Origin of the sequence: Chroococcidiopsis sp. CCNUC1 (assembly GCF_023546805.1) — a bacterium.
Lineage (GTDB): Bacteria > Cyanobacteriota > Cyanobacteriia > Cyanobacteriales > Chroococcidiopsidaceae > Chroococcidiopsis > Chroococcidiopsis thermalis.
In genome coordinates, this window is sequence record NZ_CP097480.1 from 5,168,282 (window position 1) to 5,194,949 (window position 26,668).

Sequence of the window (26,668 nt, forward strand, 5' to 3'; positions counted from 1 at the left end):
AGATAATAAGCATATCTGTTTCTCGACTTGATTTTGTCCGTAAATTCTCTGAAGTCGCTTAGTAATAACAGCAAACCTTCATCTGCGTCCCCGTGCTTCCCCGCTTGCACGAGCGCTTGCTCTTGTGATAAACGTAACTCAGTAATTGTACTGAATTTAAAAGCTATGTTGCGATCGCATCTGTAGTTTTTATGCAGTCGCTTTTATGTCAAAGGCGATCGCAATTCTATAAATGTCGATTGCTAGTAAACTTGATATAGTTTAAGTCCGATCGATTCGATTTGAGAAACTTTTTAACTATTCAACTATCGGAGGTTGCAAGTCATGGCATTAGCAGTGATTAAATTTTCGTCTGAAGACTGTGGAATTTGCCATAAAATGTCTTTCTACGATCGCAAAGTTAGTGAAGAATTAGGCTTAGAATTTATCGATGTCAAAATGCAAGATACGACAACTTATCGCAAGTATCGCAAGATTTTATTAACTCAATATCCAGATAAAGCCGAAATGGGATGGCCCACTTATATTATTTGCGATACGCCAGAAGGCGACTTCAAAATTGTGGGCGAAGTGAAAGGGGGTCATCCCAAAGGGGAGTTTAGAACGCGCTTGCAAGAAGTCGTGTCTGCTAACTAATGCAGGAAAGCAAAAATTCATAGGGTGCGTTATTTAACGCACTCTACCAGAATTCTCTTTCAGACAATTTCAAACGATTTTACTTCTAAGACTGGACCGATCATCGCTAGGCTCATCACATCTTCTTTTACCTCTCCAGCAACTTTCACTTTTTGTCCGTCCTTCAGCAATTCCTTGGCAGTCCCTCTAGGAATCTCATATGTCGTGCCGTCATCTGCAACCAAAGCCCAAGCCCCAGTACCAATATCGCGCCGCTCGATCGTCCCTGTAATGTTAATACTCATCTTATTCGATCCATGTCGTATTACTACTCTTATACTAGGGGCGCTTGAGCTAGGAGCTACGGGAACCAGGAAAATGAGACACAAAAATCCCCCCTTTGGAGTAAGGGGGGTCGAGAGATGTTGCGTCTCTATTGGTCACTGGTCACTGTTAACTGACTAAGCTTCCTTCACCTTTCATTGCCAACCAAGCGATCCCATAACAGGCTAAAGCATTACCGATCAGAAAAGTACGAGCGATCGCCCCACTTCCCAACCAGCCTAAATCGGGTGCGATAAAGGCACTGATTAACAAGCAGCTAGCGACACCTAAAGCTGTACCGACAGCAAATTTCTTCCAACTCGGATTTCCCAGCAGTAACACGATTAACACGAAGGGAATCACTACGCTGGCAAAGAAGGGGTTTAACTCAGAGTATCCCTGAATAGCGCTACCGAGTTCGGGAATGGAACTGCCCAGCAAGCGGAAGGGCCATTGAGGTAGGTCGAAGATATAAAAGCCTTTGAGGAAGAATAAACCCGAACTGCCTGTAACTAACCCCCATGACAGCGACCAACTCCAGGTAAAGGGGAAGTAAACCCGCAAGAACCAAGCCAAGAGGTAAGAACCGAGTACCATCAGGACTTTAGGTAATAATGCCACTGCACCACCATCAATCCAGAAACGGGGGTTGAGGTAGCCGTTATCCCGCAGCCAGCGGAAGAAGTCTTTGAAGGTAATTTGTCCGCGCACGGCAAGTTTCACGGCGGCGGATGCATCTAAATGTCCCGCACCGTAGTAGTTGAGTCCGTCATCTTGCACGACTCTGGCGGACTTTTGCAGAACGCTTTCTACTTCATCTGGGTCTTGTATCCCAGCAGCTTTAACTAAGGCGGCGACTCCGGCAACGTGGGGAGATGCCATGCTGGTTCCTTGGAATCCGGCAAATACTGGTTCTTCCGTATCTGGATCGATAGTTTCTTGGACGATTTTGCCGGAATTACTGCCACCAGGAGCAGAAAGATCGATTCCTGCACCGAAATTAGAGTAGGGGGCTTTTTCTCCCGCTGAATCGATCGCCGAAACTCCAATTACGTGAGGATAGCGGGCGGGGTACTCGGCAGCGTTGCTATTGGCATTGCCAGCAGCGGCGACGACTACGACACCTTTTTGATGGGCATAGGCGATCGCTTCTTTCATCATTTCGCTTTCACCACCACCACCTAAGCTCATATTAATTACGCCTGCGCCGTTGTCAGCAGCAAAGCGGATGGCTTCGGCAATATCGGAGGTCGTACCCGTACCACCTGCACTTAAGACTTTCAGGGGCATGAGCGTGGCTTCGTAAGCCACACCTGCGACACCATAATTGTTGTTGGTTGATTGCGCTACCGTACCTGCTACGTGAGTCCCATGCCCGTTGTCGTCATCTGCTGCAACTTTATCATTTACAAAGTCGTAGCCTTCGACGAATTTGGTATTTTTCAGGTCTGGAACTTGACTAATGCCCGTGTCAATCACAGCAACGGTTACGCCGCTACCTTTGGTTTCATCCCATGCCGACTCAATGCTAATACTACGCATGTTCCATTGCTGACCGTATTGGGGGTCGTTGGGAACCTCATAGGCGCGGTAAATGTAGTTAGGTTCGATATATTCGGTAGATTTAGCGATTTTGGAGTTTCTCAGGCTAGTCAGAGTCTGGCGATCGCCTTCCACGACATATACATTATCTGCTGCGGAAAACTCACTATTAAGCCGAGGCTTGACTTTGTATTGCTGCGCGATCGCGTTTAATTTAGCTTCTATCTCCGTATTCGGCACATTTTCCCGAAAATCTAGCACAATGGACTGATATTCGCCTTTAGCTGCCAGACCTTGAAAGCTTGACAGAGCAAACCACAGCCCGCCAATAAACAAACACAGTAGAATAAACTTTTTCATACCTGCAATCCATCTGTACTGAAGCGGCAGTAGCTTAATCTACAAGATAACTCATGCGATCGTCCTACAAACAAATGTTGCAGAATTCTTACAGTTATCAGTGGCTGGTGGCTGGTGGCTGGTGGCTAGAAGAAGAGTTTCACTCTGCTAGCCAATGCGTTACTATCCACTCACATTAATTCTCTAAATCCCATTACAACTTTAGTTGCTTGAGGGCAGTTTGCAGACTTTCAGCGATCGCTTCAAACTAGCAGGAATTACCATTCCAACAATAGCAATCCTATTTGATTCATGAACGTGGAGCAGGCTAGAAGCCTGCTTTACAAATCATTTAGAACTGCTAAAGCGCAGAGACCCATAATTCAAGTCAAGCATTCATCCCTAGCGCTTTTTGCAATAATATTCGATCTTCTAACTTAGCTTGAAAACGTCCATTTTCAATATCGCGAATCCAACTCTGGCTTTTACCCGTTAGCTGGGCTAAATCTCTTTGGCTCAATCCCAGTTTTTTTCTTGCTTCAATAATATATTCAGTAGAGAGGGCTACTTGCGATTTTGACCTAGTTTTGCGGTTCGTCGTTCGTTGCTTCTTCTTAGATTTCGCGAGTTGTTGTTCCCACTCTGGAGGCAGTTCAAAATGTAAAATCCGAGCATTCATTAATCGATTCCACTTACCACGAGGGGCAGCATCGGTCAATCGAGTGCTATTGCTACCATCATCAATCCAAAATTCTAATGCAGCTTCCGCATCTTCTGGAATATCGACTAACTTAGCCCACAAAGGTTGAATCTCTGGTGGATAGGTCACAGGATCGAATACAGGCTTGAGTCCGTAGCGATCGAGTACCTCTAAATCGCTTTCAAATATTCTTAATAGACGTTGGCGATTCTCCGGTTGCAAAGATATTTGGCTCAGTTTTCGCTCGCCGTAGGCTACTCTCATGAGAGTGGGAATCGTAACGCGCTGCTCTTTACCCATTTTGGTTTTAAATAGCAACCATAGCATCATCCGCGCTGCACCCTCATGCTGCTGCCAAATACTCATCACGGCGCTGAGTAGGGCTTTGGGTAAAGTACCATACTGATAGAATGCAGTCCGCTCTTTGCAACCTTGCCGATTCAGAAAATGCTGCGCCCACTGACCGATTTTAATTTTGAAAGTCAACCCAACCAGATGTTTGCATCCCAAATCGTCTTCTTGAAAGTGATGTTGAGTGTCCAGTAAATGCCACAAACGACTTTTTTCCAGCCGAATTCCCTTAATCTTTCCTTGTTGGGGCAGATCGATACAAGCTATTAGCTTGCAGGGTTGTTGGGCAAGTTCTTTAATGAGAACGAGTTTAGTCAGTTTGCTCAGGTCTTTGCGCTTGTCCAGTCCCAAGTATTCCTCAATCTGTCGGTCATTGATAATGAATTCCTCTTCCCAAGGACGCTCTAAGCTTGTAACATGAGCGGCGTAGATTAAGTGCAAGCAGGCAGATCTAATATCAAATGTCTCGATCGCAGATAATGCTCGATCGCCTTTAAGCGCAACTGGCGGTTCCAAATCTAAGCTGTCTGTAATTCGGAAGGCGATCGCACCCTTACCTCCATGAATTTGCCGCTGATAGTACAACTCTCCCGCAGCATCGATTTCCCAAGTAAGAGAGTGTCGCTGTGCTAGAACATTACATAATTCCCAACTAGCGATCGCGGAAGCAAAAGGATGGCTTTTACCGTCGGGAAAAAGATCGAGGCTAGGTACGGTTCTAACATCAATCTTGCATCTACCTTTCTTCGCTTGCCAAGGAACCGGAGAGTTGACAGGGCAAGAGTCTACACACTGCGGTGCTATGGAATCCTGGCAGTCATGACACAAGCTGGGATCGATCCAATACTCACCTTCTATAACTTTGATTGCACCTGTAGGACACTGAGGCAGGCAGTTGTCACAACGAATACAGTGCTTAGTAATGGCGTAAGGCATGGGTATTGTGCGGTTCTTTTCAAAAAGATGCTAGCTTTACTGAATGCTATGAATACGCGATCGCTGAAAATTTTCTCTACTAAAATTTGAACTCCTCGCCATCCAAGAGTTTTTCTCGAAGCTATGCTCTTACGAATTATTTATAGTAAATATATTTAATCTGCAAGTTCAGATATTTTTGTTCGCTTTGAGCCATTAAATAAAGTCTTAATATTTTAGTAAAATCATTTGAGGCGATGCCTACGGCAAGGGCAAAACCCATGCATCTCCTAGTGACAGCCCAGCTAACGACCAAATTTTATCTTGGTATGCTGTTGCTGATGATGTCAATAATCTACTGCAATTGGCAGCACAGAACTGAGAAAATACGGCTGAATCAGAGTACTTTATCAAATAGGTATTAGCGATCGCCTCAGATAATCTAGACGTTCTCGTTTCTACCTATCGCTATTTTTACGATGCTTTGGCTATGCCAAAACCGTATTTCTCAAACACGGTTCTTGCTTGCTTATCAGTCAAAAACTGAATATATTCTTTGGCAGCATCAAGATTTTTACTACTACTGATAATGGCTATAGGATAGACAATCGGAGAATGTAAGTTTTCCGTTGCTGTAGCCACTACCCGAACTTTATTTGAGAGTTTGGCATCTGTGGTATAGACAATTCCAGCATCAGCATTGCCACTTTCTACAGCAGCTAGTACATTACGGACATTATTGCCAAACACTAATTTTGGTTTAACTTGTGATAGAATTCCTAATTTCTTGAATAGTTCCTCGGAATATTGTCCGACTGGAACGCTGCGGAATTCGCCTACAGCAATTCGTTTTATGTTAGTATCTGTTAATTGCTCGAACTTATCGATCTTCAGATCGGAATTACTCGACACAACCAAGACAAGGCGATTAGTTAGGAGGTTGCGGCGGGTATCGAGAAGAATCAAATTTTTATCCTGCAAGGCATTCATTTGCTTTGCAGCGGCAGAAAAAAAGATATCTGCTGGCGCACCTTGTTCTATTTGTTGTTGTAATGCCCCAGAAGCACCAAAGTTATAATTGACTTCGATCTTCGGCTGAGTTTTTTGAAAAAGTGGTTGGGCTTCTTTTAAGGCATCTTGGAGGCTAGCAGCAGCAGATATAAGTAAGTTTGTATTTGCTTGTGCGACAACAGGAGATGGATTGAGCCAGTTGAAAATAGTTGCTAAAATCAGCGCGATCGCCACTCCACAAATAAAGGCAAAAACATTTTTTCTTTTCATAGAATCTTCAGTTCAATATCTACTTTATCTACAAAAAATAACTATAAATTATAGTAGAATCTATATTAGATATGCTTTATGGATAGATTAGATTAACATATACTTACAATGAGTCAATATGTAGAAACTACTAATCCTTAAAGGAGATGATGAGGCGATCGCTCGGCAATAAAAAGTAGTTAAATTTACAGTTTAACGAGCGTAAATAGATAGAAGATCGAGCTAACAAAACATATACAAAAGATTGACAAATGAAGATTAGCGCCCGCAATACATTGAAAGCAACTGTAAAAAAAGTTGTACCAGGAGCCGTTAATACTGAAGTCACGTTAGAACTTGCGCCTGGAGTGGAAATAGTTGCAATTATTACAAAATCCTCGGCTGAAAGCTTGGGACTTGCAGAGGGTAAAGAGGCTTACGCTGTCGTTAAATCATCAGACGTTATGGTTGCAGTTGATTAGTCGATGAGTCAATTGCTGTTTGCAAGCAACAATGTGAAAAATATGCCAGTGCTTTTGTTCGCCTAAAGCAGTCGTGCCTGGGTGTTCTTCTTCTTGAAAACACTCAATTTTGAAAGGTTGCAGCAATTCTTCTACTTGGGCGCGGGTATGATGGCTCATGTTAGGGTAAACTGCCCAAGAGTCGCGATCGCCAAATAATTGACCGCAGAAACGTCCCCCAACCCGCAATGCTGCGATAATTTTGTTCCACAAGCTAGGAAAATGTTCCGGCGGACAAAATGGTAGGCAAAAGCTGGCATTAATGAGATCGACCGATTCTGGTAATACTAGATCTTCAAAGCGCATCACCAGAGTTTCTAGGCGACGGAGATCGATGTCAGGACGACTTTGCAAACGGGCGATCGCTTTTGCTTCTCCGTCAATTCCTAGTACCCGCCAACCCCGCTTCAGCAGTTCCGCCGTGTCTCGTCCATCTCCGCAGCCCAAATCCACTGCAAACTGTGGAAATTCCTGAGATAATGGCTCAAACCTTATCAACGCCGATAGCAGAGTTTCTCGCGGCGGACGACCTTCTACTGCTTGGTAGTAAGCAGACCAATTGGGCTCAAAAACCAGATTTTCTAATTGGTCGTTCGTAGACATAATTCAGGGACAAGGGGGACAAGGGGGACAAGGGGGATAAGGGGGACAAGGGGGACAAGGGGGACAAGGGGGATAAGGGAGACAAGGGGGACAAGGGGGACAAGGGAAAATAACTACTTGTTAACCGTTAACTGTCAACCAACAACAAATGACCAATGACCAATGACCACCTTCACGAGTAGTTTACAACTCAAACAGAATTGCTATCTAATTTTGTTCTAACGAGCTATGAGTGTAGCAATTTTTGGGGCAAACTCTAGAGCAAGCCTGACAACCAATACAGTATTCTGGATGAACAATAGACATGACTTTGCGCTCGATTTCCTCAGCCTCCTCATCTTCGACAAACTCCCCGTCTTCATTCAGTGCTTGCAGTAGTAGCACGTTTCTACCGCAGGCTTTAAAACATCTACCACAACCAATACATTTATCTTGGTTAATTTCTTGTACGAATTGGGGTGTCCAGGTTTTACCCCCAAAAGTCAAACCAGTAAGTGTTGCCATAGTGTCTCCTCTTGAGTAAGTCAAAAGTTAAAAGTCAAAAGTCAAAAGTAAGAAATTAGATGTATTTCAGTTGATTCAGTCCTTGCCTTGCGGACTTTGAATGTGTGGTTCCGCGAATTCTATTCGCCGATTATTTTTTTGAGTTGCACCCAACCATTGGAATAGAGCAGTTAGTACCCCAGCCATACCAGCAGCTTGAATAGGGGCAGAATTCGATCGCGCCGTCAACCTCACGTAAATGGCATCAGCAGACTTTTGGCAGAGAATCAGGCGATCGCCTCCTACGATAACCTTGTAGGCAGGCGATCGCTGTTCTAAAATAATGGTGACTCCAGGTACAATACCCATTGCCCTGAGTTCCTGTACCGTAGCCTCGTCCACACTCTCAACTCCGTTAACGACTCCCCGTTCTCCAGGTTGGAGCAAACTGAGCGAGGAGCCAAAAATGGTAAAGTCAGTAAACATATCGTGGGTACTCAGACTAGATAGGCTTCTTGGTGGGTGCGGATCGTACAATCAGAGCGAGGATAGGCGACACAGAGAAGCACAAATCCTTTCTTCACTTGTTCGTCATCTAAAAATACCTGTTCGGACTGATCGATTTCGCCTTCAACCACTTTGCCAACGCAACTAGAGCAAGAACCAGAGTGACAGGAAAAGGGTAAGTCCAGTCCTTGTTCTTCTGCGGCATCCAGAATCGTAATAGATTCTTCAACAGGGATCGTAATGTCGAGCGATCGTTTTTTATTGATTAAATGCACTTGATAAGTCGTCATCGTCGTGTCCTCCAAAATGATTCGATCTTTGTACGGGCTAGTTAAATCAAAGAACTAATTGTGATTTCACAAGTATCTGCAAAAAAACCACCCCCACAAGTTTTGACTTCTGACTTTTGACTTTTGACTTTTCTACTCAGCTGCACGGCACGCCAGCAGGAGTACAATCGCCGGCTTGGAACGATTTTCCACAGCCGCAGGTATCGGTAGCATTGGGATTGCTAAACTTAAATCCGCTTTCTAGCAAGCTATCGACAAAATCGATGACAACTCCTTCCAACAGCGGAGCGCTTTGCGAGTCAATGTAGATGCGTAGCTTGCCTTGCTCTACTACAACGTCATCTGCCCGTGGCGTGCTGGCGATGTTTAAGGAATACTGATAGCCACTACAACCGCCATCCTCGACAGCAACACGAATGCCTCGTTGAGCGGAATTGTCTTCTTTGCTAGCGGCTTGCAGGAAGGTACGAAGCCGGAATTCTGCAACTTCTGTTAATGTTAGGGTCATATAAATCTCCTGAGTTAGTAGGTAGGAATGAGAGGCTAGAGAATCGACACTTCTCGGTTAGGATACATAGCTCTTGAAGATCCCCCTTAATCCCCCTTGATAAGGGGGAGATAAGATATCTTGGTTGCATTCACTCTTAATCTGCGTTAATCTGCGTTCTCATTCACTAAAAATTAACTTTTGCAAGCAGTCTATTGTGCTACTAGCCCGCTTTTTAAGGGGGATGGGGGATCGAAGCGATCGCGCAATCGCGAGGTAGAATAGGGCGAGAAAGCAGGAGTACCGCAAACCGGACAATTAGGATCGTGGTAAGGGCGACGCTTGGCAAACTCTAAACTGCCTAAGTCCATCGTTAGCAATTGCGATAGCAGTGGTTGACCGATTCCTGTAATCAGCTTGATTGCTTCTAGTGCAGTCAAACACGCTAGGGTTCCAGATACCGCACCCAAAACGCCAAAACCGCGCTTATCCCAATCGGGCTTTTCGGGAAATAGGCAAGATAAACATGGAGTGCGATCGGGGATAATTGTGGTTAAATATGCCTCCATGTCGTTCATCGCTGCTTCCACCATTGGCTTTTTCCAGCGCACGCAGGCAGCATTTAACAAATCGCGCTCGATGAAATTGTGGGCGCAGTCGAGGGTAACGTCAGCAGCACGTACCAAATCGTCAACATTCTCCGGCGTGACATACTCGCAAATAGCATCGATTTGCACATCTGGGTTGATCTGTTCTAGCGTTGTTTTAGCTTTGAAAACTCTGGGTTTGCCTACCCAATCATCGCTCATCAGAATTTGGCGATTCATGTCATCTAGTCGCAGTTCGCCGCCCCGTACCAGGATCAGCCGCCCAACTCCTGCTACCGCTAAGTAAAGCGCCGCCGTACCACCCAGCCCGCCTACACCTGTCACCAGGACTGTTGATGATTTCAACCGTTGCTGCGCCTCCTCACCAAAACCAGGAAGCATAATTTGGCGACGGTAGCGTTCTAATTCGATGGGGGTGAGGTTTAACACAGTTTTTCTCCTCAATCTGTACCAATTTCTGTTAGCAAAACTACATTTTGTGGCTTCTCGTTAAACACCTTGAATAGCTTTTGTTCGACAGGTTTGGAAGCAAGAAAAACGTCATAAGCTTGCTGGAGAGCATGGCGATATTGATTGAGCTTTTCCTCGTCGTTTAGATCGGGAGAATCGCGATCGATCGCTTTGATATAGTTAGAGAATTTCTGCAAAATATGCAGGCGATTCACATTCACAAACTGAGCATCGTAAGGCAGATTGAAGAACTCAAAATATTGCTCTGCATCGACAATTTGTTGAAATTGGGCTATTCTGCTCATTGTCCTCGCTCCAATTTTGTTAACTGTTGCTTGAGTTCGTCAATCTGTCGATAGATTTCATAGGTTTGACCTGCTACATCCATAAGTTGGTTGTAATTTGTAGGTAAACCTTCGGCGAGATCGTGCAGATCCATCTTCATTTGTCCGGCTTTACTGTTAAGCTTTTTGAGTTGAGTTTTTAACTCGTTAATATCTGGGTTAACAGCAGTTTTGGTTACTTGTACCATACAAATCTTTTGAGATGTTTTATTTTTACAGTTTGCCAACTTCGGGATAACGCTGAGCGAGATCGATCGCTTTTTCAACTAGCTTGTCTGCTTCAGCTGTTAATTTCTCCAAGGAATCAAAGCCGAAGCGTTGAGCATCGCGTAAAGTTCTGGCAACTAGTAACAGACGACCAGAAAAAACAAGTACCCAGCCGAAACCTTCATGACTCAAATCGATAACGACTTGGGATAATAAACCTGTTTCTTGCTCGATTCGAGCCGCGATCGCCCGATAGAATGATAAAATTCTGCCTTTTGTTACGGGATCGACATCGCCCTCTACAGAAATTTTGCGCTTAGCCTCTTTGCTGACAATATAGGGTTTGATAACTAATTCATCTGCCCAATTTCGATAAAAGCCATAGGAATCTTGGGCGCGAATTTGTCTGACTAACTCCTGAACGAATAGAGAATTGAAGGCTTCGTTAGTAGTTTGGTTGGTGGTTTCAGTAGCGCTCATAGAGTTACTTCCTCTTCTAATTGTGCAAAACTAGGTGATTTTTGTTGTAAGGCTTTTCGCAACCAGGGGGGAGGGCTGCCTTTCAAAGTTTGAACTAACTTTTCCAAAATATCGAGAATTTCGTCATCTTCAGATCTGGCTTTAATTGGTGTAATGCGCTTCTTAATTAACCGAGCTGCTGCACTTCCTCCAATTGCCGATACATAAACAATCGTGCAATCATATAGGGCTTCAATTTTTGGCAGTAATTTGTCCTCATTACCATCTTCTTTAAGATCGCCATCAAATCGGAGTGTTTCTACAAACTGATACCCTTCTGGCGAAACTTCATAAACATCAATCTTTTTCGCCCAACCAAAGTGAGCATTAATATGAACTCTGTCGTTAGTTGTGAAGGCAATTTTCATACCGATCCTCCGAATTAGTAATTGGTAATTGGTAATTGGTAATTGGTAGTTGGTGGTTGGTAGTTGCTCCCCCAGCTCCCCCAGCTAGGTCAGCTCTCTTCTTCCCCTCACTCCTCACTCCTCGCTCCTCGCTCCTCTGCCTCTAGAAACAGGTTGCCGAGATCGAATAAAAGCTGAATGGTGCCTTGGTAGCCGACTGTGCAACGCTGTCCGTTACCTAAGCGATCGAATACGGGGAAACCGAGGCGATAGAAGGGAGTGTCGAGGCGACGGGCGATCGCTTTAGTATGAGAATTACCGATCAGCAGGTCAGAACCTACTGCTAATTGCTCGAAGTCTTCTAAATCACCAATTGTGACGCTCTCGACTGGTAGTTGCTCTAAAAGGGGTGATTTTGTGGTTGTGACTGCGGTATGAATTTCAGTTCCCATCGATCGCAAAAACCAAGCGATCGACCACAGTAAATCTGGTTCTAGTGCTAGCGATACTTGCTTGCGCCCAAAGTAGAAGTGAGCATCGAGCATAGCATCTTGCAACTGGCGGCGTTGGTGGCAGTATTTTTCTGGGACTTCATTACCGCTCAAATCTACTAGTCCTTGGAAAAAGTCATCCACTGCATCTAATCCAGTTAGTTGCGGAAAGACTTCGTAGGGTATACCAAACTGTTTTTGCATAATCTCCGCCGCACCGCGCACGCTCTCGCCTAGTGCTAGGGTAAACAACGAAGTCCCCATCGCTCTGAGTTCTGCCAAAGTCGTACCACCACCTGTCACCGCGCTGTAGGAATCATCCAAGTGACCGTCGAGCGAGGCGGAAAGATCGGGTACGACGATGGGTTTTAGTCCAAAAGCAGAAACGATCTCTTTAATCTCCTGTACGTCCCCTGGCGTAAACGCAGAGCTTACTAAAAGGTTGATTTGGTCTAATCTGGTTTCTCCAGGTTGAGGCAGTTCCTTGACTATGCTTTCCACGGCTGCGGCAAACCCATCTTGCAATGCACCTTTAAAATCGGGCGTAGAGGCAAATGCGATCGGCAAGTCAGTTAATTCTGGGTGACGTTTGCGGATGCTTCTGAGGATGCCTTCCATGTCATCGCCTCTAGTTTCCGTCAGTCCAGTGGTACACAGACCGATAATTTCTGGTTTTGATTTCTCCATCAGCGTTAGGATTGCTTGCTCGATATTGTCCTCGCCACCTAAGATCGTGCTAACTTCAGTCATTGCTGTAGTGGATAGGGGAATTGCTTCGCGAAAATGCCGTACTAACATGACTTTGGCGAAAGCAGTACAACCCTGAGAACCGTGAAACAGAGGCATTACGCCTTTCAATCCTAAATATGCTAAGGCTGCACCCAAAGGCTGACTCTGCTTCAAAGGATTAACCGCAACTGCCTTTTTGGAAGATTGGACTTTGGATTTTGAATTGGTAATGGGTAATGGGTAGTTGGTAGTTGCTTCCTTGTCCCCCTTGTCCCCCTTGTCCCCCTTGTCCCCCTTATCCCCTTGTCCCCCTTGTCCCCCTTGTCCCCCTTGTCCCCCTTGTCTCCTTGTCCCCCTTGTCCCTGTTCCCAAGGTGCAGGTTTACGCACTTGTTTCCACACGGGGCTGTGCAGGGCTTCATCCAGTTCTCGCGCCATTTCGATCGTGCCTGTATATCCGGCGTAGCGATGATGGCGTTCTTGGTTGATGTCTAAAAAGGGAATTTTGGCTTTGAGGGCTGTGTATTGATTGCGACCACCAGCAATCAACATATCTGCTTTTGTTTGGGCGATCGTCCGCAGCAATTCTTGAGCATTGCCTTTTTCGAGCATGATGCCGTCTTGACCCAGCAGTTCTTTAATGCGGGCTTTATCTTCCTCGGTGCTTTTCTTCGTGCTAGTGGCGACTACTTCCATCCCCAAGTCTTTAGCCGCAGAGATAATCGACCAACTTTTCACGCCTCCGGTATAAAGGACAACACGCTTACCACGAAGGCGATCGCGATACGTGGCTAGGGCAACATCTAACGCCGTAGTTTCTTCGGCAATTAATTTCTCGACTCGCTCTTGCAAATCTGTATCGCCCAGTTTTGCTGCAATATTGCGCAAACAGCGATTCATGTCATCCACGCCGTAGAAAGATTCTTCAATATAAGGAATGCCGTAGCGTTCCTCCATCTTTCTCACCACGTTGATCAGCGCTTTGGAGCAGATCGTCACATTGAGTTTGGCGCGGTGGGCATAGCGAACTTCGTTGTACTTGGCATCACCCGTAATTTTGGCAAGGACGCGAATGCCTAATTTATCAAATAGAGGCAGAACATCCCACAATTCTCCCGCGATGTTGTACTCGCCAATCAGGTTGATATCGTAAGGGGTGGTAAATTCTGGTTCGGCGCTACCGATAACGTATTCTAGTAAGGCTTCACCACCGACACGATTGCCAAGATTTTTACTCCCAATAAAGCCAGGAGAATTCACGGGGACGACGGGTATACCTATTTTATTAGTAGCGGCTTCGCAGACTGCATCCAAGTCATCGCCAATCAGGGCAGTGACACAGGTAGAGTAGACAAATACCGCAGCAGGATTGTATCGTTGCTGCACTTCCATAATGGCTTTGTACAGCTTTTTTTCGCCGCCGAAGATGACATCGTTCTCATTCAAGTCAGTCGTAAAGCCCATTTTGTAGAGATGGGAACCAGAAGAAAGACTGCCACGACTACCCCAAGAGTTACCAGAACAAGCGATCGGTCCGTGGACTAAATGAGCCGCATCAGTAATGGGGACGAGGGCGATCGATGCGCCATCAAAGGCACAACCCCCTTGAGCCGCTCCTGGTTGAGCTTGTTGCTGACAGGACTTATTTTTCTTTTGTCCTTGTTTGTGGTGATTGTGTTCGCATCCTGGCTCGCTGAGCAGCTCGTTAATTTTACCTTGGGTGATTTTCATGACTTAGCTGGTGGTGGAGTGGTGCGTGGGACGATCTGGTGAGTGGTTAGTCACGCTTCGGTGCAACTTTACTCTTGTTCCCCCCTTTTGAAAGGGGCTAGGGGGGATCTCTTCGTGAATGGCGCAGTTCTCCGATCCCCCAACCCCCTAGAAAGGGGGCTATTACAAAGTCACACATGGGGTTAGTCGTAATCTTTAACTTCTAACAGTTTTGACTTTTGACTTTTGACTTACCGATTAACAAATGTATTTCGTGACATCTTCGCCACACTCATCTGAGAGGTAGGATAGGCTGCGAAAGCGCAAGCCTATAAGCTCGTTGTAGAGTGGATTTAGTTCGCAGAGTGCGGGAATGTGAAAGGTGCGTCCGAGTAGAGTTACGTCTCGTTCAAAAGGGCAGCAGCAGGGAATGACTTGACAAATGAGATGGGCAGTATGGCGATCGCATATTTGGATTTGATTCACCCATCGACGTAGGGGAGAGAGTAGATCGAAGCCTGGAATTTTTTCGGGAATTACAGAGCGATCGCTTGTGTGGGTGATGGTAGACATGGCTGATGGGATGAATTGGAGTATTGGAAGGTAATTGGTAATTGATAAGATTTCTCTACTACCAATTACCGATCGCCCAGCGATTATCGAATCAAGTCGTAAGAAATATCGGTCTTGGCGGGAACGATGGTATTGCGATCGAGTTCGTCGAGTAGCGTGTTGACAATCCAGTTGAGCAGGTTGATTGCTCCTTGATAGCCATAGGTGGCATAGCGGTGCAAGTGGTGGCGATCGAAGATTGGGTAGCCAATTCGTACGAGTGGGGTGTGGGTGTCGCGCCACAGGTACTTACCGTAGGAATTGCCGATCAGTAAGTCTACAGGTTCGGTAAAGAGGAGCGATCGCATATGCCACAGATCCTTACCACCCCAAATCTTGGCAGTGTTACCAAAGGGGCTAGCATCCAAGATTGCTTGCAATTCTTGCTCGAATACTTCGTTGCTGTTTGACACTACGATGTGTACGGGTTCAGCGCCCACTTCTAGGAGAAACTGTACTAGTCCGATGACGAGATCTGGATCGCCATACAGAGCAACGCGCTTGCCGTGCAACCATGCTTGGGAATCAGTCAGCGCATCCACTGCACGTCCCCGTTCGTCTTCTAATTCTTTGGGAATTGGCTGTCCGGTGAGTTCTGATAGTTTCATCAAAAACTCATCCGTGCCTCGGATACCGACAGGACGGGTAACTGAAGTGGTTTGTTTCCACTCTTTTGTGATGTACTCTCGCGTCTTGGTGGTAGAGTATGCTTGGAAGGCGATCGTTGCTTCAGCATTAATCGAATCTGCTGCATCTTCTAAGGGAGTGCCACCCTGGTACATCCTGTACTCGCCATCATTAGGAGAGTCGAGGTAATCTGAATTATCTGCCAGTAGAGTATAGTTAACGCCCATCAAGGATGCTAAACGCTTGACTTCCCGCAAGTTGCCAATATATGTTTCAAAACCAGGAATAAAGTTGATCTTGCCGTTGGTTGTTGCTTGCTTCTTGCCTTCAGTCAGATTTGACAGAATTCCTTTCATCATGTTGTCGTAGCCCGTAATGTGGGAGCCGACAAAGCTGGGTGTATGGGCGTAGGGAACTGGAAAATCTTCGGGTACAGATCCCTTTTCCTTGGAAGTTTTGATAAAAGCACCCAAGTCATCTCCAATGACTTCTGCCATGCAGGTAGTGCAAAGGGCGATCATTTTCGGCTTGTAGAGATTGTAGCTATTCGCCAAACCATCAATCATGTTGTTGAGTCCGCCAAACACCGCTGCATCCTCAGTCATAGAGGAAGAAACAGCAGAAAATGGTTCTTTGAAATGGCGAGTAAAGTGGCTGCGGAAGTAAGCTACGCAACCTTGAGAACCGTGAACGAAAGGCAGAGTACCTTCAAAACCTACAGCAGCCAGGATTGCGCCTAAAGGCTGACAAGCTTTAGCAGGATTCACGGTCAAAGCTTCACGAGTAAAATTCTTTTCGCGGTATTCCCAGGTTTTCGTCCAGTCTGCAACGCGGGCAACCTCTTCTGGACTATGCCCACCTTCAAACTCTTTTTTAGCCTGAAATAACTCTTGGTACTCGTCCTGATGAAACAGCGTAGCGTGATCCTTAATGTTGTCTATGTTGTTTTGAGCCATGACTGTTCTCCAATATTAGGGGCTGGGGGAAGAAAGTGGTGTGTGGTGCGTAAAGAAAGGGTGTGGGGTGTGGGGTGTGGGGTGTGAGAAGAGGCAAGAGGTTTTACTTACAACTTACGAATTGTCTTGCTCCCTCAGCTCCCTCAGCTCCCTCAGCTCCCTCAGCTCCCTCAGCTCTCTTTCTTCCACGGAGCGCCGATTAAACTCCATGTCGGGCTATTCAGCGCTAAATCCATATCTCTAGCAAAAATTGCAAAGCCGTCATAACCGTGATATGGACCGGAGTAATCCCAGGAGTGCATTTGACGGAAGGGCAGCGCCATTTTCTGGAAGACGTATTTTTCTTTAATTCCAGAAGCAATCAGATCCGGCTTCAATTCTTTAACAAACTGCTCGAATTCAAAAGCAGAAACGTCATCGTAGATCAACGTGCCATTTTCGATGTAGTGGGTAGTGCGCTTGTAATCGTCGCCGTGACCAAATTCATAGCCAGTACCGATCAACTTCATCCCCAAGTCATAGAAAGCTGGGACGACGTGACGAGGACGCAAGCCACCAACCATCAATGCTACAGTCTTGCCTTCGAGACGCGGGAGATATTTTTCTATAATTGCATCGCATTGTGCCTGGTATTTAGCGATAACTTCTTCTGCTTTTTGCTGAATTGTTTCGTCAAACTTAGAAGCAATCTCCCGCAAGGACTCAGCAATCTTGGTGGGACCAAAGAAGTTATACTCCAACCAGGGAATACCATAAGCCTCTTCCATGTGACGGCTGATGTAGTTCATGGAGCGGTAGCAGTGAACCAAATTCAGCTTCACTGTTGGAGTCATCATCATTTCGTGGAGCGTGCCGTCTCCCGACCACTGGGCGACTACGCGCAAGCCAATTTCTTCTAGCAGGATGCGGCTAGACCAAGCATCACCGCCAATGTTGTAGTCACCGATAATCGCAACATCGTAGGGTGTCCCTTCAATGCCCAACTCTTTCTTCTTCTTATCTGCTTGGGGGAAAACCCAGTCACGGATAGAATCATTAGCAATGTGGTGTCCCAGCGATTGGGAAACTCCACGGAAACCTTCGCAGCGTACGGGAACAACGGTTTTACCAATTTCCTTCGCTGCCTTTTTCGCTACGGCTTCAATATCATCTCCAATTAGACCAATGGGACATTCAGACTGAATGGAAACGCCTCGGTTGAGTGGGAAAAGTTCGTCCAACTCGGTAATTAGCTTCGCCAGTTTTTTGTCACCGCCAAAAACGATATCGCGTTCTTGGAAGTCGGAAGTAAATTGCATTGTGCCGAAGGTGTCGATCCCTGTCGTACCGATGTAGTAGTTGCGACGACCAGACCAGGAGTAATAACCGCAACCTACGGGACCGTGACTGATGTGGATCATGTCTTTAATTGGACCCCAGACCACACCCTTAGAACCTGCGTAGGCACAGCCACGGGTGGTCATAGAACCAGGGACGGATTTGATATTCGATTTAACGCCGCAGTCGGATTTTCCTTCTTCGTAGACGTTGAGGTGTTTTTCTCGTTTTTTCTTGGCTTTATCTGGGTAAACTTCTAGGACTTCTTTAATCAGTGCTTTCTTGTCTACTGTCGTGGTTGCTTGTTCTAGAGTCGTGTTTTCAGGAGGTGTCATAATTTGCCTCTCTTGAGTGTAGGGAGTCGGGGTGAAGAAAGGGTGTGGGGTGTGGGGTGTGGGGTGTAGGGAGTCGGGAGTCGGGAGTCGGGAGTCGGGGAAGAAGATAGTAGTTAAATTCCCCTTGTCCTCCTTGTCCCCTTGTCTCCCTTGTCTCCCTTGTCTCCCTTGTCCCCTGAGTCTGAATTAGACGGCAGCAACTTCTTCCGCAGTTTTGCCAACGAGATGCTCGTATTCTTTGTCGTCGCCAAGGATACCGAATTCGACGAGTAACTCTTCCAATTCGTCCATCGAAATTGGGGTGGGAATGGTGAGCTTGTCGTTTTCTTTGATCTTCTTGGCAAGGGCGCGATACTCGTTGGCTTGGTTGCAATTGGGTGCGTACTCAATTACAGTCATGCGGCGCAGTTCTGCGTGTTGTACAACGTTGTCGCGTGGTACGAAGTGGATCATTTGGGTGTTGAGCCGAGCTGCTAAAGTTTCGATCAGTTCGATTTCTTGGTCAACTTTGCGGCTGTTGCAGATTAAACCACCCAAGCGTACACCACCAGAGTGAGCGTACTTGAGAATGCCTCGTGCAATGTTGTTGGCAGCATACATCGCCATCATTTCACCAGAGGTGACGATGTAAATTTCTTGTGCCTTACCTTCGCGGATTGGCATAGCAAAACCGCCACAAACTACGTCACCTAATACGTCGTAAGAAACAAAGTCGAGGTCTTCGTAGGCTCCGTTTTCTTCTAGGAAGTTAATTGCGGTGATGATACCACGACCCGCGCAGCCTACACCTGGTTCGGGACCGCCAGATTCTACGCAGCGGACATCTTTGTAACCTGTGAGTAGAACTTCTTCTAGTTCTAGGTCTTCTACTGCGCCCCGTTCGGCAGCTAGGTGTAGAATGGTGGTTTGGGCTTTACTGTGCAACATCAAGCGAGTGGAGTCTGCTTTGGGGTCGCAGCCTACGATCATAATCCGTTCGCCTAATTCAGCCAAACCTGCGATCGTATTTTGAGAAGTGGTGGATTTACCGATCCCGCCTTTACCGTAGAATGCAATCTGTCTAATATTGTCAGTCATGGTTGTTTCTCCTGAAATTAGTTAGTGGTTGTTGGTCTGGGTTGTGTAGCGACGATCGCCTATTTATCCGCGATCGCTTAGCTCGAACATCGCTGGGGGCGATCGCTCAACTGCTAAAACTTTAGGAACTGGAACAGAGAAATCTTGCATAGATATTGCTAATTACGCCTATTTATGCTTTGTAACTGCTAAACTGCTTCTACTAACAAGTTTTGGTTGACGCGCTCTTGTAACTTTGCTTCAATCGCAACTTTGAGGGTTGCCGTACTGCTAGAGCAAGAACCGCACGCACCTTGCAGCAATACTTGGACGCGATCGCCATCCACGTCGTACAGTTCCACATCTCCCCCATCGGCAATTAATAGGGGTCTAACTTCTTCATCCAAAACTTTTTGAATTAGGGCGATCTTTTGCACGTTTGTCAGCGGACGTTGCGGTTGCTCTTTCGTTGCTGCAATCCCTGTAGCAATTTGTACGCCTACAACTAGTTCCCGTTGCACGGCAGCAATTAGGTCATCGATATCTGCTAGACAAGAACCGCACCCGCCACCCGCCTTGACATAACTCGTTACCTGTTCGGCAGTGGTGAGGTTATTTTCTCGAATGATGCGGCGAATCTTGGACTCGCTAATTCCAAAACAACTGCAAACTAATGCCCCTTCATCTTCTTCATGGGCTTCTAGCGGAATCCCACGATATTTATAAATTGCCGCTTCTAGCGCTTCCTGCCCCATCACCGAACAATGCATCTTAGCTTCTGGCAATCCGCCCAGGAAGTCGGCAATTTCCTTGTTAGTGACTTTGAGCGCTTCATCTAAGGTTAAACCCTTAATTAACTCAGTCAAAGCAGAAGAAGAAGCGATCGCGCTGGTGCAGCCAAAAGTTTGAAAGCGCGAATCCAGAATTTTATCGCTATTGACTTCAATCTTGAGGTGCAGTCTCAGGGCATCTCCACAAGCAATGCTGCCCACTTCGCCAAATACAACTGCTATTCCTGGTTCGCGATCGTCTTCTAGCAATCCCTGGTTTTTAGGATTGTAGAAGAGTTCCATCACTTTGTCTGTATAGTCCCACATGGCACGTTTTGGTAGTTGGTAGTTGGTAGTTGAGTGGTGCGTGGTGCGTGTTTTGACTTTTGACTTTTAACTTTTGACTTACCCGTTCACCAGCGCTTCTTCCCGACCTTGCAGCCAATCGGCTTGGTCGTTGTTGAAGGGGGAGAGGGCGCGGAGGCGTTCGACGATTCCAGGCATTACTGCTAAAACTGCGTCAACCTCGGCATCTGTGGTGTAACGGGAAAGGCTAAACCGGATCGAACCGTGCAAAGTCGTGTAGGGTAAGCCCATCGATCGCAAAACGTGGGATGGTTCTAAAGAACCAGAAGTGCAGGCAGAACCGGATGAGGCGCAAATGCCAAATTGGTTCAGAGATAATAGGATGGCTTCACCTTCGATATATTTGAAACCAATGTTGGTAGTGTTGGGCAATCTGTTTTTGCGTAGCTTGCCGTCGAAGACATCGCCATTAACTTCACAGTTGGGGATTGTCTCAAGTAGAGTTTTTTCTAAGCGATCGCGCAGTTGCTTTTGTTTGTTGGTCGTGGCTGCTAAATGCGCCAGTTCGATTTCGGCAGCTTTACCCAAAGCAACAATTCCTGGTACGTTTTCCGTTCCCGCCCTACGTCCGCGTTCCTGATGTCCTCCCACCAATAGGGGACGGAATCTGACACCTCGTCGCACGTACAAAGCACCAATACCCTTGGGTGCGTGTAACTTGTGACCGGACAGAGTTAATAGATCTACAGTGCTAGTCTTCATATTCAGGGGAATTTTCCCTACTGCTTGCACCGCATCGACGTGGAAGATAGCGCCATACTCTTTGACTCGCAATCCAATCTGTTCGATCGGAAATACTACGCCTGTTTCGTTGTTGGCATACATAATCGTGACTAAGGCTGTATTACCTGTCATTGATGCTGCCAACTCATCCAAATCGATTTGTCCTTGGCGATTTACGGAAAGATAGGTAACGGTATAACCTTGAGTTTCCAACTGCTTGCAGACATTCAGCACTGCTGGATGTTCCACTTGAGTCGTCACAATATGCCGCTTGTCTGGTTGTGCTTGCAGGGCGGCGCGAATGGCGGCGTTATCTCCTTCCGTACCGCAACTCGTGAAGATAATTTCTGAATCATCTGCGCCAATTAGGGCTGCAACTTGTTGCCGTGCTTGTTTTACCACTTTGCCGACTTGCCCGCCAAAAGAATGCATACTGGAGGGATTGCCGTAATATTCGCTCAGGTAAGGCAGCATTGCTTCTACAACTTCTGGGTCTACCCTAGTGGTGGCGTTGTTGTCGAGATAAATGCAAGTTTGCATGATTAGGGAGTAGGGAGTAGGGGATTGTAGGGGCGGGTTTGTTCGCGAATACCTGAACTAAAACCAACAATCTTGCGGTTCAACCCGCCCGTGCATTAGTTATGAAGCGTAGTCAATTTCAGATCGGAGAATTTTTCGGAGTAAGTATCAAACCAGCGTTCCCAATAGTCTTGTTTCTTGGTTAACTTACCAACCAAGCGGTTGTAGGTAGTAAACCACGATTCCCAATAATCGCTAGGTTGTGGAATACAACCGTCATATGTGGGACAACCAGCAGCGCATTGAGGTACGCTATAAGCACTGCCAACGCAGTTTGTACAAAGAGTGGGATCGATCCAGTGCTTGCCGTCAGTGACTTTGATAGCATCCGTGGGGCAGACAGAAAGACAACGGTTGCAGGAAATACATTGGCTGGTAATTTTGTAAGCCATGACTATTCTCCTTGCTGATTTTGCAGATATTGCGCGTAAAATTCACTTGCAACTTTCTCAATCACGTCGTAAGCTTCAACAGCCTGGATTCCAGCTTTGTGCAATTCTTCTTGAGGACAATGACCGATCTTAGAAACCAAAACTGCTTTGCAATCGGCGATCGCTTTGATAATGTGGTCTAGAGTCGCTTCCTCGCCATATCCACTTTGGCAATAGTGGTCGATTTTGCGGTGTCCGACAAATTTAGCTTCGTTGGCATCCACTTCAAAAACTTGGAATTCCTTCGCATGACCGAAGTGCTGGTTAACCAAACCGCCGCCTTTGGTAGCAACTGCAACTAAGATTTTTGGATTGTCCTGTAGAGACGTTACATGTAACGTCTCTACAGTATGCAATGTCTCTATAGCTTTCTCTTTGACAGCTTTGATTTCTTCCTTAGACTTCTCAATTCCGGCGTGAACTTCTTGGCGTGTCTCCAAGTTATACTCTGGAGTCATTTCCATGAATTTCTCTTTAGTAAATTCCTGGCTGCGGTCTTCGCCTAACAATCCCACTGCATCGGCGCGACACTGACGACAATGGCGCATCATTTTCATGTTGCCAGAACACTTATCCTGTAATGACTTCAGTTCTTTGGGTGTGGGTCCGCGCTGACCCGTTAAACCGAAGTGAGTACCGTGTTCTGGGGCAGAGATCAGGGGCATGATATTGTGGAGAAATGCCCCGTTAGCACGAATAACTTCATCGACTTCGGCTAGATGCTCGTCATTGACTCCTGGAATCATGACCGAATTCACTTTGCACAGAATATCGGCTTCTCTGAGGGCTTGCAATCCTTCCATCTGCCGTTCGTGCAGAATCTTGACTCCTTCAATCCCTCTGTAGCGCTTGCGTCTGTAGTGAACCCAAGGATAAATCTTCTCGCCAACCTTTGGGTCAACCATATTAATAGTAATAGTGACGTGATCCACATTCAATTGTTTAATGCGATCGACGTAATCGGGAAGCATCAAGCCATTGGTTGACAAGCAAAGTTTGATATCCGGTGCTTTGTCTGCAATCAACTCAAAGGTGCGAAAAGTCTTTTCTGGATTCGCTAAAGGATCTCCAGGTCCCGCAATTCCCAACACGGTCATCTGAGGAATCTTACCTGCAATTACCAAGACTTTGTGCGCTGCTTCTTCCGGTATTAATAACTCGCTGACAACACCAGGACGGCTTTCATTCGCACAGTCATATTTCCGGTTGCAATAGTTGCACTGAATATTACAAGCTGGTGCTACTGCAACGTGCATTCTAGCGTAGTGATGGTGCGCTTCTTCGCTATAGCAAGGATGCTTCTCGATCCGCGCCTTCATTTTTTCATCTAAACTAGGTGCGGCATCGGTTTTACTGCTACAACCACAACTGCCAGATTTAGTTTTAGTTTTTGCTGGTGCTGCGGTGGGGGTTAGGAGTCCGGTAGGTGGTGGTGTCATTGAAGTTTTTGTTGGTGCATCAGGTGTTTAGCGATATAGGTTTTATAACAGCCGCCTCAAAAGATGCTGTTGCCGTGGTTCGGGATAGAATTTATTGAATTGATTAAACTTGTACTCAAAAATTGCAGCTTTTAAATACCAAGGTATTAGCAGGTTTTAAAAAAAGTTTTTGGGTATGGGTGCTAGTATTTTTTGACTGAGGTACGAGTATTTATGGTGAAGGGGTTCAAGTATTTCTGTACTCGCTTTAAACTTAAGCATAGTAAGGGTTTAAATGCGATTTGAGTTGCTTTTTGCTTTTCTCCGTTCTGTACTCAAATCGTATGCGATCGCCCCCCAAAGCGCCATCTACTTAGGCAATTCGAGGGTAAAGAACTAGAGTAGTCAATTTAGAACTAACCCAGTGACTTCACAGAATTCAATTCTGTATCTAAAATATCACTTTTTTGCCGAACAAACTAAATTAAGATTATTTTAATTATTTAGATAGCGATCGCAATTTAGCTTACAAACCCTCGAGCGCAGATGAGTACAAGTTAATATATCCAAAAAACAGTTATAAAAATGCCGTTAAATCCTGTTGGGTTAAGAGTTTAGTTTTGAGTACACAAATACTGACTCCCTACCCCGATCAATACTAGTACCCCTAACTTAAAAATACTAGTACCCCAACTCCAAAAAAACTTTTTTTTAGCTTGCAAATCCCAATTGAGTTGGGGTTTAGATTAATTGAGTACAAATTAATATATCCAATAAATCCAATCGACATCGGCTGCATAGCTGCGGGTAGAGCTGCCTGATATAAGCAGAGATAACACACGGCTCCTCCACCCCATCAAGTCCGATGCAACAGATCTCCAATACCTTTACAACCCAAAAGACGGACAAACAATTGCGTTTGTCATTTTTGCAGCCATTATTGACAGATTTTCAGATTATCTTCGATCGCGATCCGGCAGCACGTAATTGGTTCGAGGTACTTTGTTGCTACCCTGGCTTTCATGCAATGGTACTGCATCGTCTCGCGCACTGGTTGCATTGTCATGGAGTTGCGTTTGTTCCCCGCTTGATTTCTCATCTAGGACGATTTTTGACGGGAATAGAAATTCATCCAGGCGCACAGATCGGGCAAGGCGTGTTTATCGATCACGGCATGGGTGTAGTCATTGGAGAGACTGCGATCGTCGGAGACTACGCACTGATTTATCAAGGTGTCACCCTTGGCGGGACAGGGAAAGAAACTGGTAAACGCCATCCTACCTTGGGCAAAAACGTAGTCGTGGGTGCAGGTGCGAAAGTTTTAGGCAATATTCAAATTGGCGATCGCGTCCGCATTGGTGCAGGTTCAATTATCTTGCGAGATGTCCCCTCAGACTGTACTGCGGTAGGAGTTCCTGGGCGCAATATTTGCCATAAAGGTGTGCGTGGCTGTCCCCTAGAACACGCAAAACTACCTGATATAGAAGCAAGCATCATTCGTTCTTTATTAGAACGGATCGAAAAACTCGAACAACAATTAAAAGTCAAAAGTTAAAAGTCAAAAGTCAAAAAATAGGAGACGGAAGAATCAAAATACACTCTTCCCGGCTCCCGATTCCCGACTCCCGACTCCCGATTTTCAAACCAAATCTAATAATTTAAGACTGCTATAGCAGTTCTAAATGATTTGAAAAGTAGGCTAGAAGCCTGCTCCGTTTGTAAATCAAATAGGATTGCTATATATCCCGTAATTAATAATTGAGAAAATTTTTAAAAAGGACACCTTGCTTATGTTTAAGCCCACCAGTTCCGATCCAAATGTTCAAATTGTCGAAATACCCGTCAGCGATCGCTGGCGAATTTACCACCGCTTACAAGAGTTAAGTATCCCCTGTTGTTGTCCTGCGGATGGTTCTTTAGTGGTTGAAGTTAATAGTGCGATCGCTGCCTTTCTCGTCCGCAGCACCGTACAGCATTTCTTAGCCACTCGCCAAGAATTACTCGATTGGTTAGAACGCTGCTGGACAGCAGACATTTTTTCTTAGTTTGTCATTTGTCATTTGTCATTTGTGAGTACTGTTTTAACTTTTCACTTTTGACTTTTGACTTACCAATTACCAAAATCAAAAGGAGAAAATTAATGACACAAGCAACTGTATTACGTAATTTCGGAGAAGTGCTAGATAACCCCATTGGTTTAGGGCATGAAGTTACCGTTCCCGTTTGTGAAGGATTAAATATTATCCTAGCAAGTTTTCAAGCTCTTTATTTACAATATCAAAAGCATCACTTTGTCGTTGAAGGTGCAGAATTTTATATGCTGCACCAGTATTTCAGCGAGAGTTACGAACAAGTTCAAGCACACGTACACGACGTTGGCGAACGCTTGGATGGACTAGGCGGCGTACCAGCAGCTAGCTTTACTAAACTCGCAGAATTGTGCTGTTTTACGCCAGAAGCAGATGGAATTTTTTCCTGTCGCCAAATGGTAGAAAACGATCTGCAAGCCGAACAAGCAGCGATCGATCTCATTCGTCGTCAAGCTGCTCAAGCAGAAAGTGTAGGCGATCGCGCTACTCGCTATTTGTACGAGCAAATTTTATTGAAGACTGAAGAACGTGCCTTTCATCTCGCTCATTTCTTAGCAGAAGATAGCCTAACTTTGGCTTTTGTTCAACCTGCGAATAGGACATAGATGTAATGCTTGCATCACCATGAGTTAGATTAGGCTCCCCTACCTATGATTCTTTGGCAATACGGTTTGATTTCCATAGATCGATTAGCACGAATTTTTGCTTGGCTAGAGAACAAACCTCACATTACTCTTAATGGGTAACATTATGTTTACAGTCTTAGTTGCTATCCTCAGTTTGATAGTTGTTCCTGCAATTGTGAATGGCTGTTTCGGCTATTTGTTATTGCGATCGATGAAGTAAATTTTGCTGGCATCCTACCATTTTGAACGGCTACACACACTTTGATACATCTTGGAAGCGTCAATGCAAAAATCTTGGCGATCCCTCAACCCGCTTCAAAAGGGGGCAGAAGTCCTCCCCTTTTCAAGGGGGGCTAGGGGGGATCTTGCCTTAACCGAAAAGTATTGACACGCATCTGAGATTGAAATCTGAAACTCAAGA

The 26,668-nt window shown here is 45.7% G+C and carries 34 protein-coding genes; 9 read left to right on the forward strand and 25 right to left on the reverse strand.

What is annotated here, in order from left to right; all coding sequences use genetic code 11:
* Nucleotides 1–324: 324 nt before the first annotated feature.
* On the forward strand, nucleotides 325–636 hold the full coding sequence (locus M5J74_RS23895) for a hypothetical protein (RefSeq protein ID WP_015156495.1): 312 nt from the start codon (nucleotides 325–327) through the stop codon (nucleotides 634–636).
* A 59-nt stretch (nucleotides 637–695) separates the two neighbouring features.
* Here M5J74_RS23895 and M5J74_RS23900 read toward each other — a convergent pair whose 3' ends face one another.
* Nucleotides 696–920, reverse strand: coding sequence for a DUF1344 domain-containing protein (locus M5J74_RS23900; protein WP_015156496.1), 225 nt, complete (start codon nucleotides 918–920; stop codon nucleotides 696–698).
* A gap of 148 nt (nucleotides 921–1,068) precedes the next feature.
* A complete protein-coding gene (locus M5J74_RS23905; RefSeq protein WP_250013559.1) occupies nucleotides 1,069–2,841 on the reverse strand; it encodes a S8 family peptidase in 1,773 nt (590 codons plus the stop codon).
* A 53-nt stretch (nucleotides 2,842–2,894) separates the two neighbouring features.
* Here M5J74_RS23905 and M5J74_RS32910 point away from each other — a divergent pair, with 53 nt between their 5' ends.
* Nucleotides 2,895–3,020, forward strand: coding sequence for a hypothetical protein (locus M5J74_RS32910; protein ID WP_256498612.1), 126 nt, complete (start codon nucleotides 2,895–2,897; stop codon nucleotides 3,018–3,020).
* Nucleotides 3,021–3,208: 188 nt separating this feature from the next.
* Here the strand turns inward: M5J74_RS32910 and M5J74_RS23910 are convergent, their stop codons facing one another.
* Nucleotides 3,209–4,807 carry a helix-turn-helix domain-containing protein gene (locus M5J74_RS23910; protein ID WP_250013561.1) on the reverse strand — a complete coding sequence of 533 codons (1,599 nt, stop codon included), beginning with the start codon at nucleotides 4,805–4,807 and terminating at the stop codon, nucleotides 3,209–3,211.
* A gap of 453 nt (nucleotides 4,808–5,260) precedes the next feature.
* Nucleotides 5,261–6,067: a molybdate ABC transporter substrate-binding protein gene (gene modA, locus M5J74_RS23915; RefSeq protein ID WP_106217651.1), complete on the reverse strand. Its 807-nt coding sequence runs from the start codon at nucleotides 6,065–6,067 to the stop codon at nucleotides 5,261–5,263.
* A 251-nt stretch (nucleotides 6,068–6,318) separates the two neighbouring features.
* Here modA and M5J74_RS23920 point away from each other — a divergent pair, with 251 nt between their 5' ends.
* Complete coding sequence (locus M5J74_RS23920) at nucleotides 6,319–6,528, forward strand: molybdopterin-binding protein (RefSeq protein ID WP_015156500.1); 210 nt, start codon at nucleotides 6,319–6,321, stop codon at nucleotides 6,526–6,528.
* Here M5J74_RS23920 and M5J74_RS23925 read toward each other — a convergent pair.
* Entirely contained in the window at nucleotides 6,502–7,170 is a 669-nt protein-coding gene (locus M5J74_RS23925) for a trans-aconitate 2-methyltransferase (RefSeq protein ID WP_250013563.1), read from the reverse strand. The two genes, M5J74_RS23920 and M5J74_RS23925, sit on opposite strands and share 27 nt — an antisense overlap.
* On the opposite strand from M5J74_RS23925, the gene M5J74_RS23930 reads away from it, so the two are divergent.
* Nucleotides 7,153–7,329 carry a hypothetical protein gene (locus M5J74_RS23930; protein ID WP_250013565.1) on the forward strand — a complete coding sequence of 59 codons (177 nt, stop codon included), beginning with the start codon at nucleotides 7,153–7,155 and terminating at the stop codon, nucleotides 7,327–7,329. The genes M5J74_RS23925 and M5J74_RS23930 overlap by 18 nt on opposite strands.
* Before the next feature lie 48 nt (nucleotides 7,330–7,377).
* Here the strand turns inward: M5J74_RS23930 and fdxB are convergent, their stop codons facing one another.
* From fdxB to nifH, 16 genes are all read right to left on the reverse strand, one after another.
* The gene (gene fdxB, locus M5J74_RS23935; protein ID WP_106548288.1) at nucleotides 7,378–7,674 is read right to left on the reverse strand and encodes a ferredoxin III, nif-specific; all 297 of its coding nucleotides are present in this window, start codon (nucleotides 7,672–7,674) and stop codon (nucleotides 7,378–7,380) included.
* 75 nt (nucleotides 7,675–7,749) lie between these two features.
* Nucleotides 7,750–8,139: a FeoA family protein gene (locus tag M5J74_RS23940; protein ID WP_106216744.1), complete on the reverse strand. Its 390-nt coding sequence runs from the start codon at nucleotides 8,137–8,139 to the stop codon at nucleotides 7,750–7,752.
* An 11-nt stretch (nucleotides 8,140–8,150) separates the two neighbouring features.
* Nucleotides 8,151–8,450 (reverse strand): 2Fe-2S iron-sulfur cluster-binding protein, encoded by a 300-nt coding sequence (locus tag M5J74_RS23945; protein WP_015156504.1) that lies wholly within the window; start codon nucleotides 8,448–8,450, stop codon nucleotides 8,151–8,153.
* A 136-nt stretch (nucleotides 8,451–8,586) separates the two neighbouring features.
* Nucleotides 8,587–8,958: an iron-sulfur cluster assembly accessory protein gene (locus M5J74_RS23950; protein ID WP_250013568.1), complete on the reverse strand. Its 372-nt coding sequence runs from the start codon at nucleotides 8,956–8,958 to the stop codon at nucleotides 8,587–8,589.
* A 191-nt stretch (nucleotides 8,959–9,149) separates the two neighbouring features.
* On the reverse strand, nucleotides 9,150–9,974 hold the full coding sequence (locus tag M5J74_RS23955; protein ID WP_106216743.1) for a HesA/MoeB/ThiF family protein: 825 nt from the start codon (nucleotides 9,972–9,974) through the stop codon (nucleotides 9,150–9,152).
* 11 nt (nucleotides 9,975–9,985) lie between these two features.
* Nucleotides 9,986–10,300: a nitrogenase-stabilizing/protective protein NifW gene (nifW, locus tag M5J74_RS23960; protein ID WP_250013570.1), complete on the reverse strand. Its 315-nt coding sequence runs from the start codon at nucleotides 10,298–10,300 to the stop codon at nucleotides 9,986–9,988.
* Nucleotides 10,297–10,527: a CCE_0567 family metalloprotein gene (locus M5J74_RS23965; protein ID WP_015156508.1), complete on the reverse strand. Its 231-nt coding sequence runs from the start codon at nucleotides 10,525–10,527 to the stop codon at nucleotides 10,297–10,299. The genes nifW and M5J74_RS23965 overlap by 4 nt, the downstream gene beginning before the upstream one ends.
* A 25-nt stretch (nucleotides 10,528–10,552) precedes the next feature.
* Nucleotides 10,553–11,026, reverse strand: coding sequence for a NifX-associated nitrogen fixation protein (locus M5J74_RS23970; protein ID WP_250013573.1), 474 nt, complete (start codon nucleotides 11,024–11,026; stop codon nucleotides 10,553–10,555).
* Nucleotides 11,023–11,433, reverse strand: a complete 411-nt coding sequence (gene nifX, locus M5J74_RS23975; RefSeq protein WP_250013575.1) for a nitrogen fixation protein NifX — start codon at nucleotides 11,431–11,433, stop codon at nucleotides 11,023–11,025. Before nifX ends, M5J74_RS23970 begins: the two co-directional genes overlap by 4 nt.
* Nucleotides 11,411–11,551 carry a hypothetical protein gene (locus tag M5J74_RS23980; protein ID WP_158631744.1) on the reverse strand — a complete coding sequence of 47 codons (141 nt, stop codon included), beginning with the start codon at nucleotides 11,549–11,551 and terminating at the stop codon, nucleotides 11,411–11,413. Before M5J74_RS23980 ends, nifX begins: the two co-directional genes overlap by 23 nt.
* The gene (gene nifN / locus M5J74_RS23985; protein ID WP_106168615.1) at nucleotides 11,541–12,863 is read right to left on the reverse strand and encodes a nitrogenase iron-molybdenum cofactor biosynthesis protein NifN; all 1,323 of its coding nucleotides are present in this window, start codon (nucleotides 12,861–12,863) and stop codon (nucleotides 11,541–11,543) included. Before nifN ends, M5J74_RS23980 begins: the two co-directional genes overlap by 11 nt.
* Nucleotides 12,803–14,362: a nitrogenase iron-molybdenum cofactor biosynthesis protein NifE gene (gene nifE / locus M5J74_RS23990; RefSeq protein WP_250013578.1), complete on the reverse strand. Its 1,560-nt coding sequence runs from the start codon at nucleotides 14,360–14,362 to the stop codon at nucleotides 12,803–12,805. Before nifE ends, nifN begins: the two co-directional genes overlap by 61 nt.
* 237 nt (nucleotides 14,363–14,599) lie before the next feature.
* Entirely contained in the window at nucleotides 14,600–14,914 is a 315-nt protein-coding gene (locus M5J74_RS23995) for a Mo-dependent nitrogenase C-terminal domain-containing protein (protein ID WP_015156512.1), read from the reverse strand.
* Between the two features lie 83 nt (nucleotides 14,915–14,997).
* Nucleotides 14,998–16,536: a nitrogenase molybdenum-iron protein subunit beta gene (nifK, locus tag M5J74_RS24000; protein WP_250013591.1), complete on the reverse strand. Its 1,539-nt coding sequence runs from the start codon at nucleotides 16,534–16,536 to the stop codon at nucleotides 14,998–15,000.
* A 170-nt stretch (nucleotides 16,537–16,706) separates the two neighbouring features.
* Entirely contained in the window at nucleotides 16,707–18,188 is a 1,482-nt protein-coding gene (gene nifD, locus M5J74_RS24005) for a nitrogenase molybdenum-iron protein alpha chain (RefSeq protein ID WP_250013593.1), read from the reverse strand.
* Between the two features lie 186 nt (nucleotides 18,189–18,374).
* A complete protein-coding gene (gene nifH, locus M5J74_RS24010; RefSeq protein WP_015156515.1) occupies nucleotides 18,375–19,265 on the reverse strand; it encodes a nitrogenase iron protein in 891 nt (296 codons plus the stop codon).
* A gap of 2 nt (nucleotides 19,266–19,267) precedes the next feature.
* On the opposite strand from nifH, the gene M5J74_RS32915 reads away from it, so the two are divergent.
* Complete coding sequence (locus tag M5J74_RS32915) at nucleotides 19,268–19,390, forward strand: hypothetical protein (protein ID WP_256498613.1); 123 nt, start codon at nucleotides 19,268–19,270, stop codon at nucleotides 19,388–19,390.
* Between the two features lie 63 nt (nucleotides 19,391–19,453).
* Here the strand turns inward: M5J74_RS32915 and nifU are convergent, their stop codons facing one another.
* The 4 genes from nifU to nifB all read right to left on the reverse strand — a co-directional run bounded on the left by nifU (nucleotide 19,454) and on the right by nifB (nucleotide 23,552).
* On the reverse strand, nucleotides 19,454–20,341 hold the full coding sequence (nifU, locus tag M5J74_RS24015; RefSeq protein WP_371933982.1) for a Fe-S cluster assembly protein NifU: 888 nt from the start codon (nucleotides 20,339–20,341) through the stop codon (nucleotides 19,454–19,456).
* Between the two features lie 78 nt (nucleotides 20,342–20,419).
* Nucleotides 20,420–21,643, reverse strand: coding sequence for a cysteine desulfurase NifS (gene nifS, locus M5J74_RS24020; protein ID WP_250013595.1), 1,224 nt, complete (start codon nucleotides 21,641–21,643; stop codon nucleotides 20,420–20,422).
* Between the two features lie 95 nt (nucleotides 21,644–21,738).
* A complete protein-coding gene (locus tag M5J74_RS24025) occupies nucleotides 21,739–22,074 on the reverse strand; it encodes a 4Fe-4S binding protein (protein ID WP_015156518.1) in 336 nt (111 codons plus the stop codon).
* A gap of 2 nt (nucleotides 22,075–22,076) precedes the next feature.
* Nucleotides 22,077–23,552: a nitrogenase cofactor biosynthesis protein NifB gene (nifB, locus tag M5J74_RS24030; protein ID WP_250013598.1), complete on the reverse strand. Its 1,476-nt coding sequence runs from the start codon at nucleotides 23,550–23,552 to the stop codon at nucleotides 22,077–22,079.
* Between the two features lie 844 nt (nucleotides 23,553–24,396).
* Here nifB and cysE point away from each other — a divergent pair.
* From cysE to M5J74_RS33650, 4 genes are all read left to right on the forward strand, one after another.
* On the forward strand, nucleotides 24,397–25,086 hold the full coding sequence (gene cysE / locus M5J74_RS24035) for a serine O-acetyltransferase (protein WP_106167275.1): 690 nt from the start codon (nucleotides 24,397–24,399) through the stop codon (nucleotides 25,084–25,086).
* Nucleotides 25,087–25,321: 235 nt separating this feature from the next.
* The gene (locus M5J74_RS24040; protein WP_106216733.1) at nucleotides 25,322–25,576 is read left to right on the forward strand and encodes an Asr1405/Asl0597 family protein; all 255 of its coding nucleotides are present in this window, start codon (nucleotides 25,322–25,324) and stop codon (nucleotides 25,574–25,576) included.
* 95 nt (nucleotides 25,577–25,671) lie between these two features.
* On the forward strand, nucleotides 25,672–26,226 hold the full coding sequence (locus M5J74_RS24045) for a Dps family protein (protein ID WP_106216732.1): 555 nt from the start codon (nucleotides 25,672–25,674) through the stop codon (nucleotides 26,224–26,226).
* A gap of 45 nt (nucleotides 26,227–26,271) precedes the next feature.
* Complete coding sequence (locus tag M5J74_RS33650) at nucleotides 26,272–26,367, forward strand: DUF2949 domain-containing protein (protein ID WP_371933983.1); 96 nt, start codon at nucleotides 26,272–26,274, stop codon at nucleotides 26,365–26,367.
* Nucleotides 26,368–26,668 lie beyond the last annotated feature (301 nt).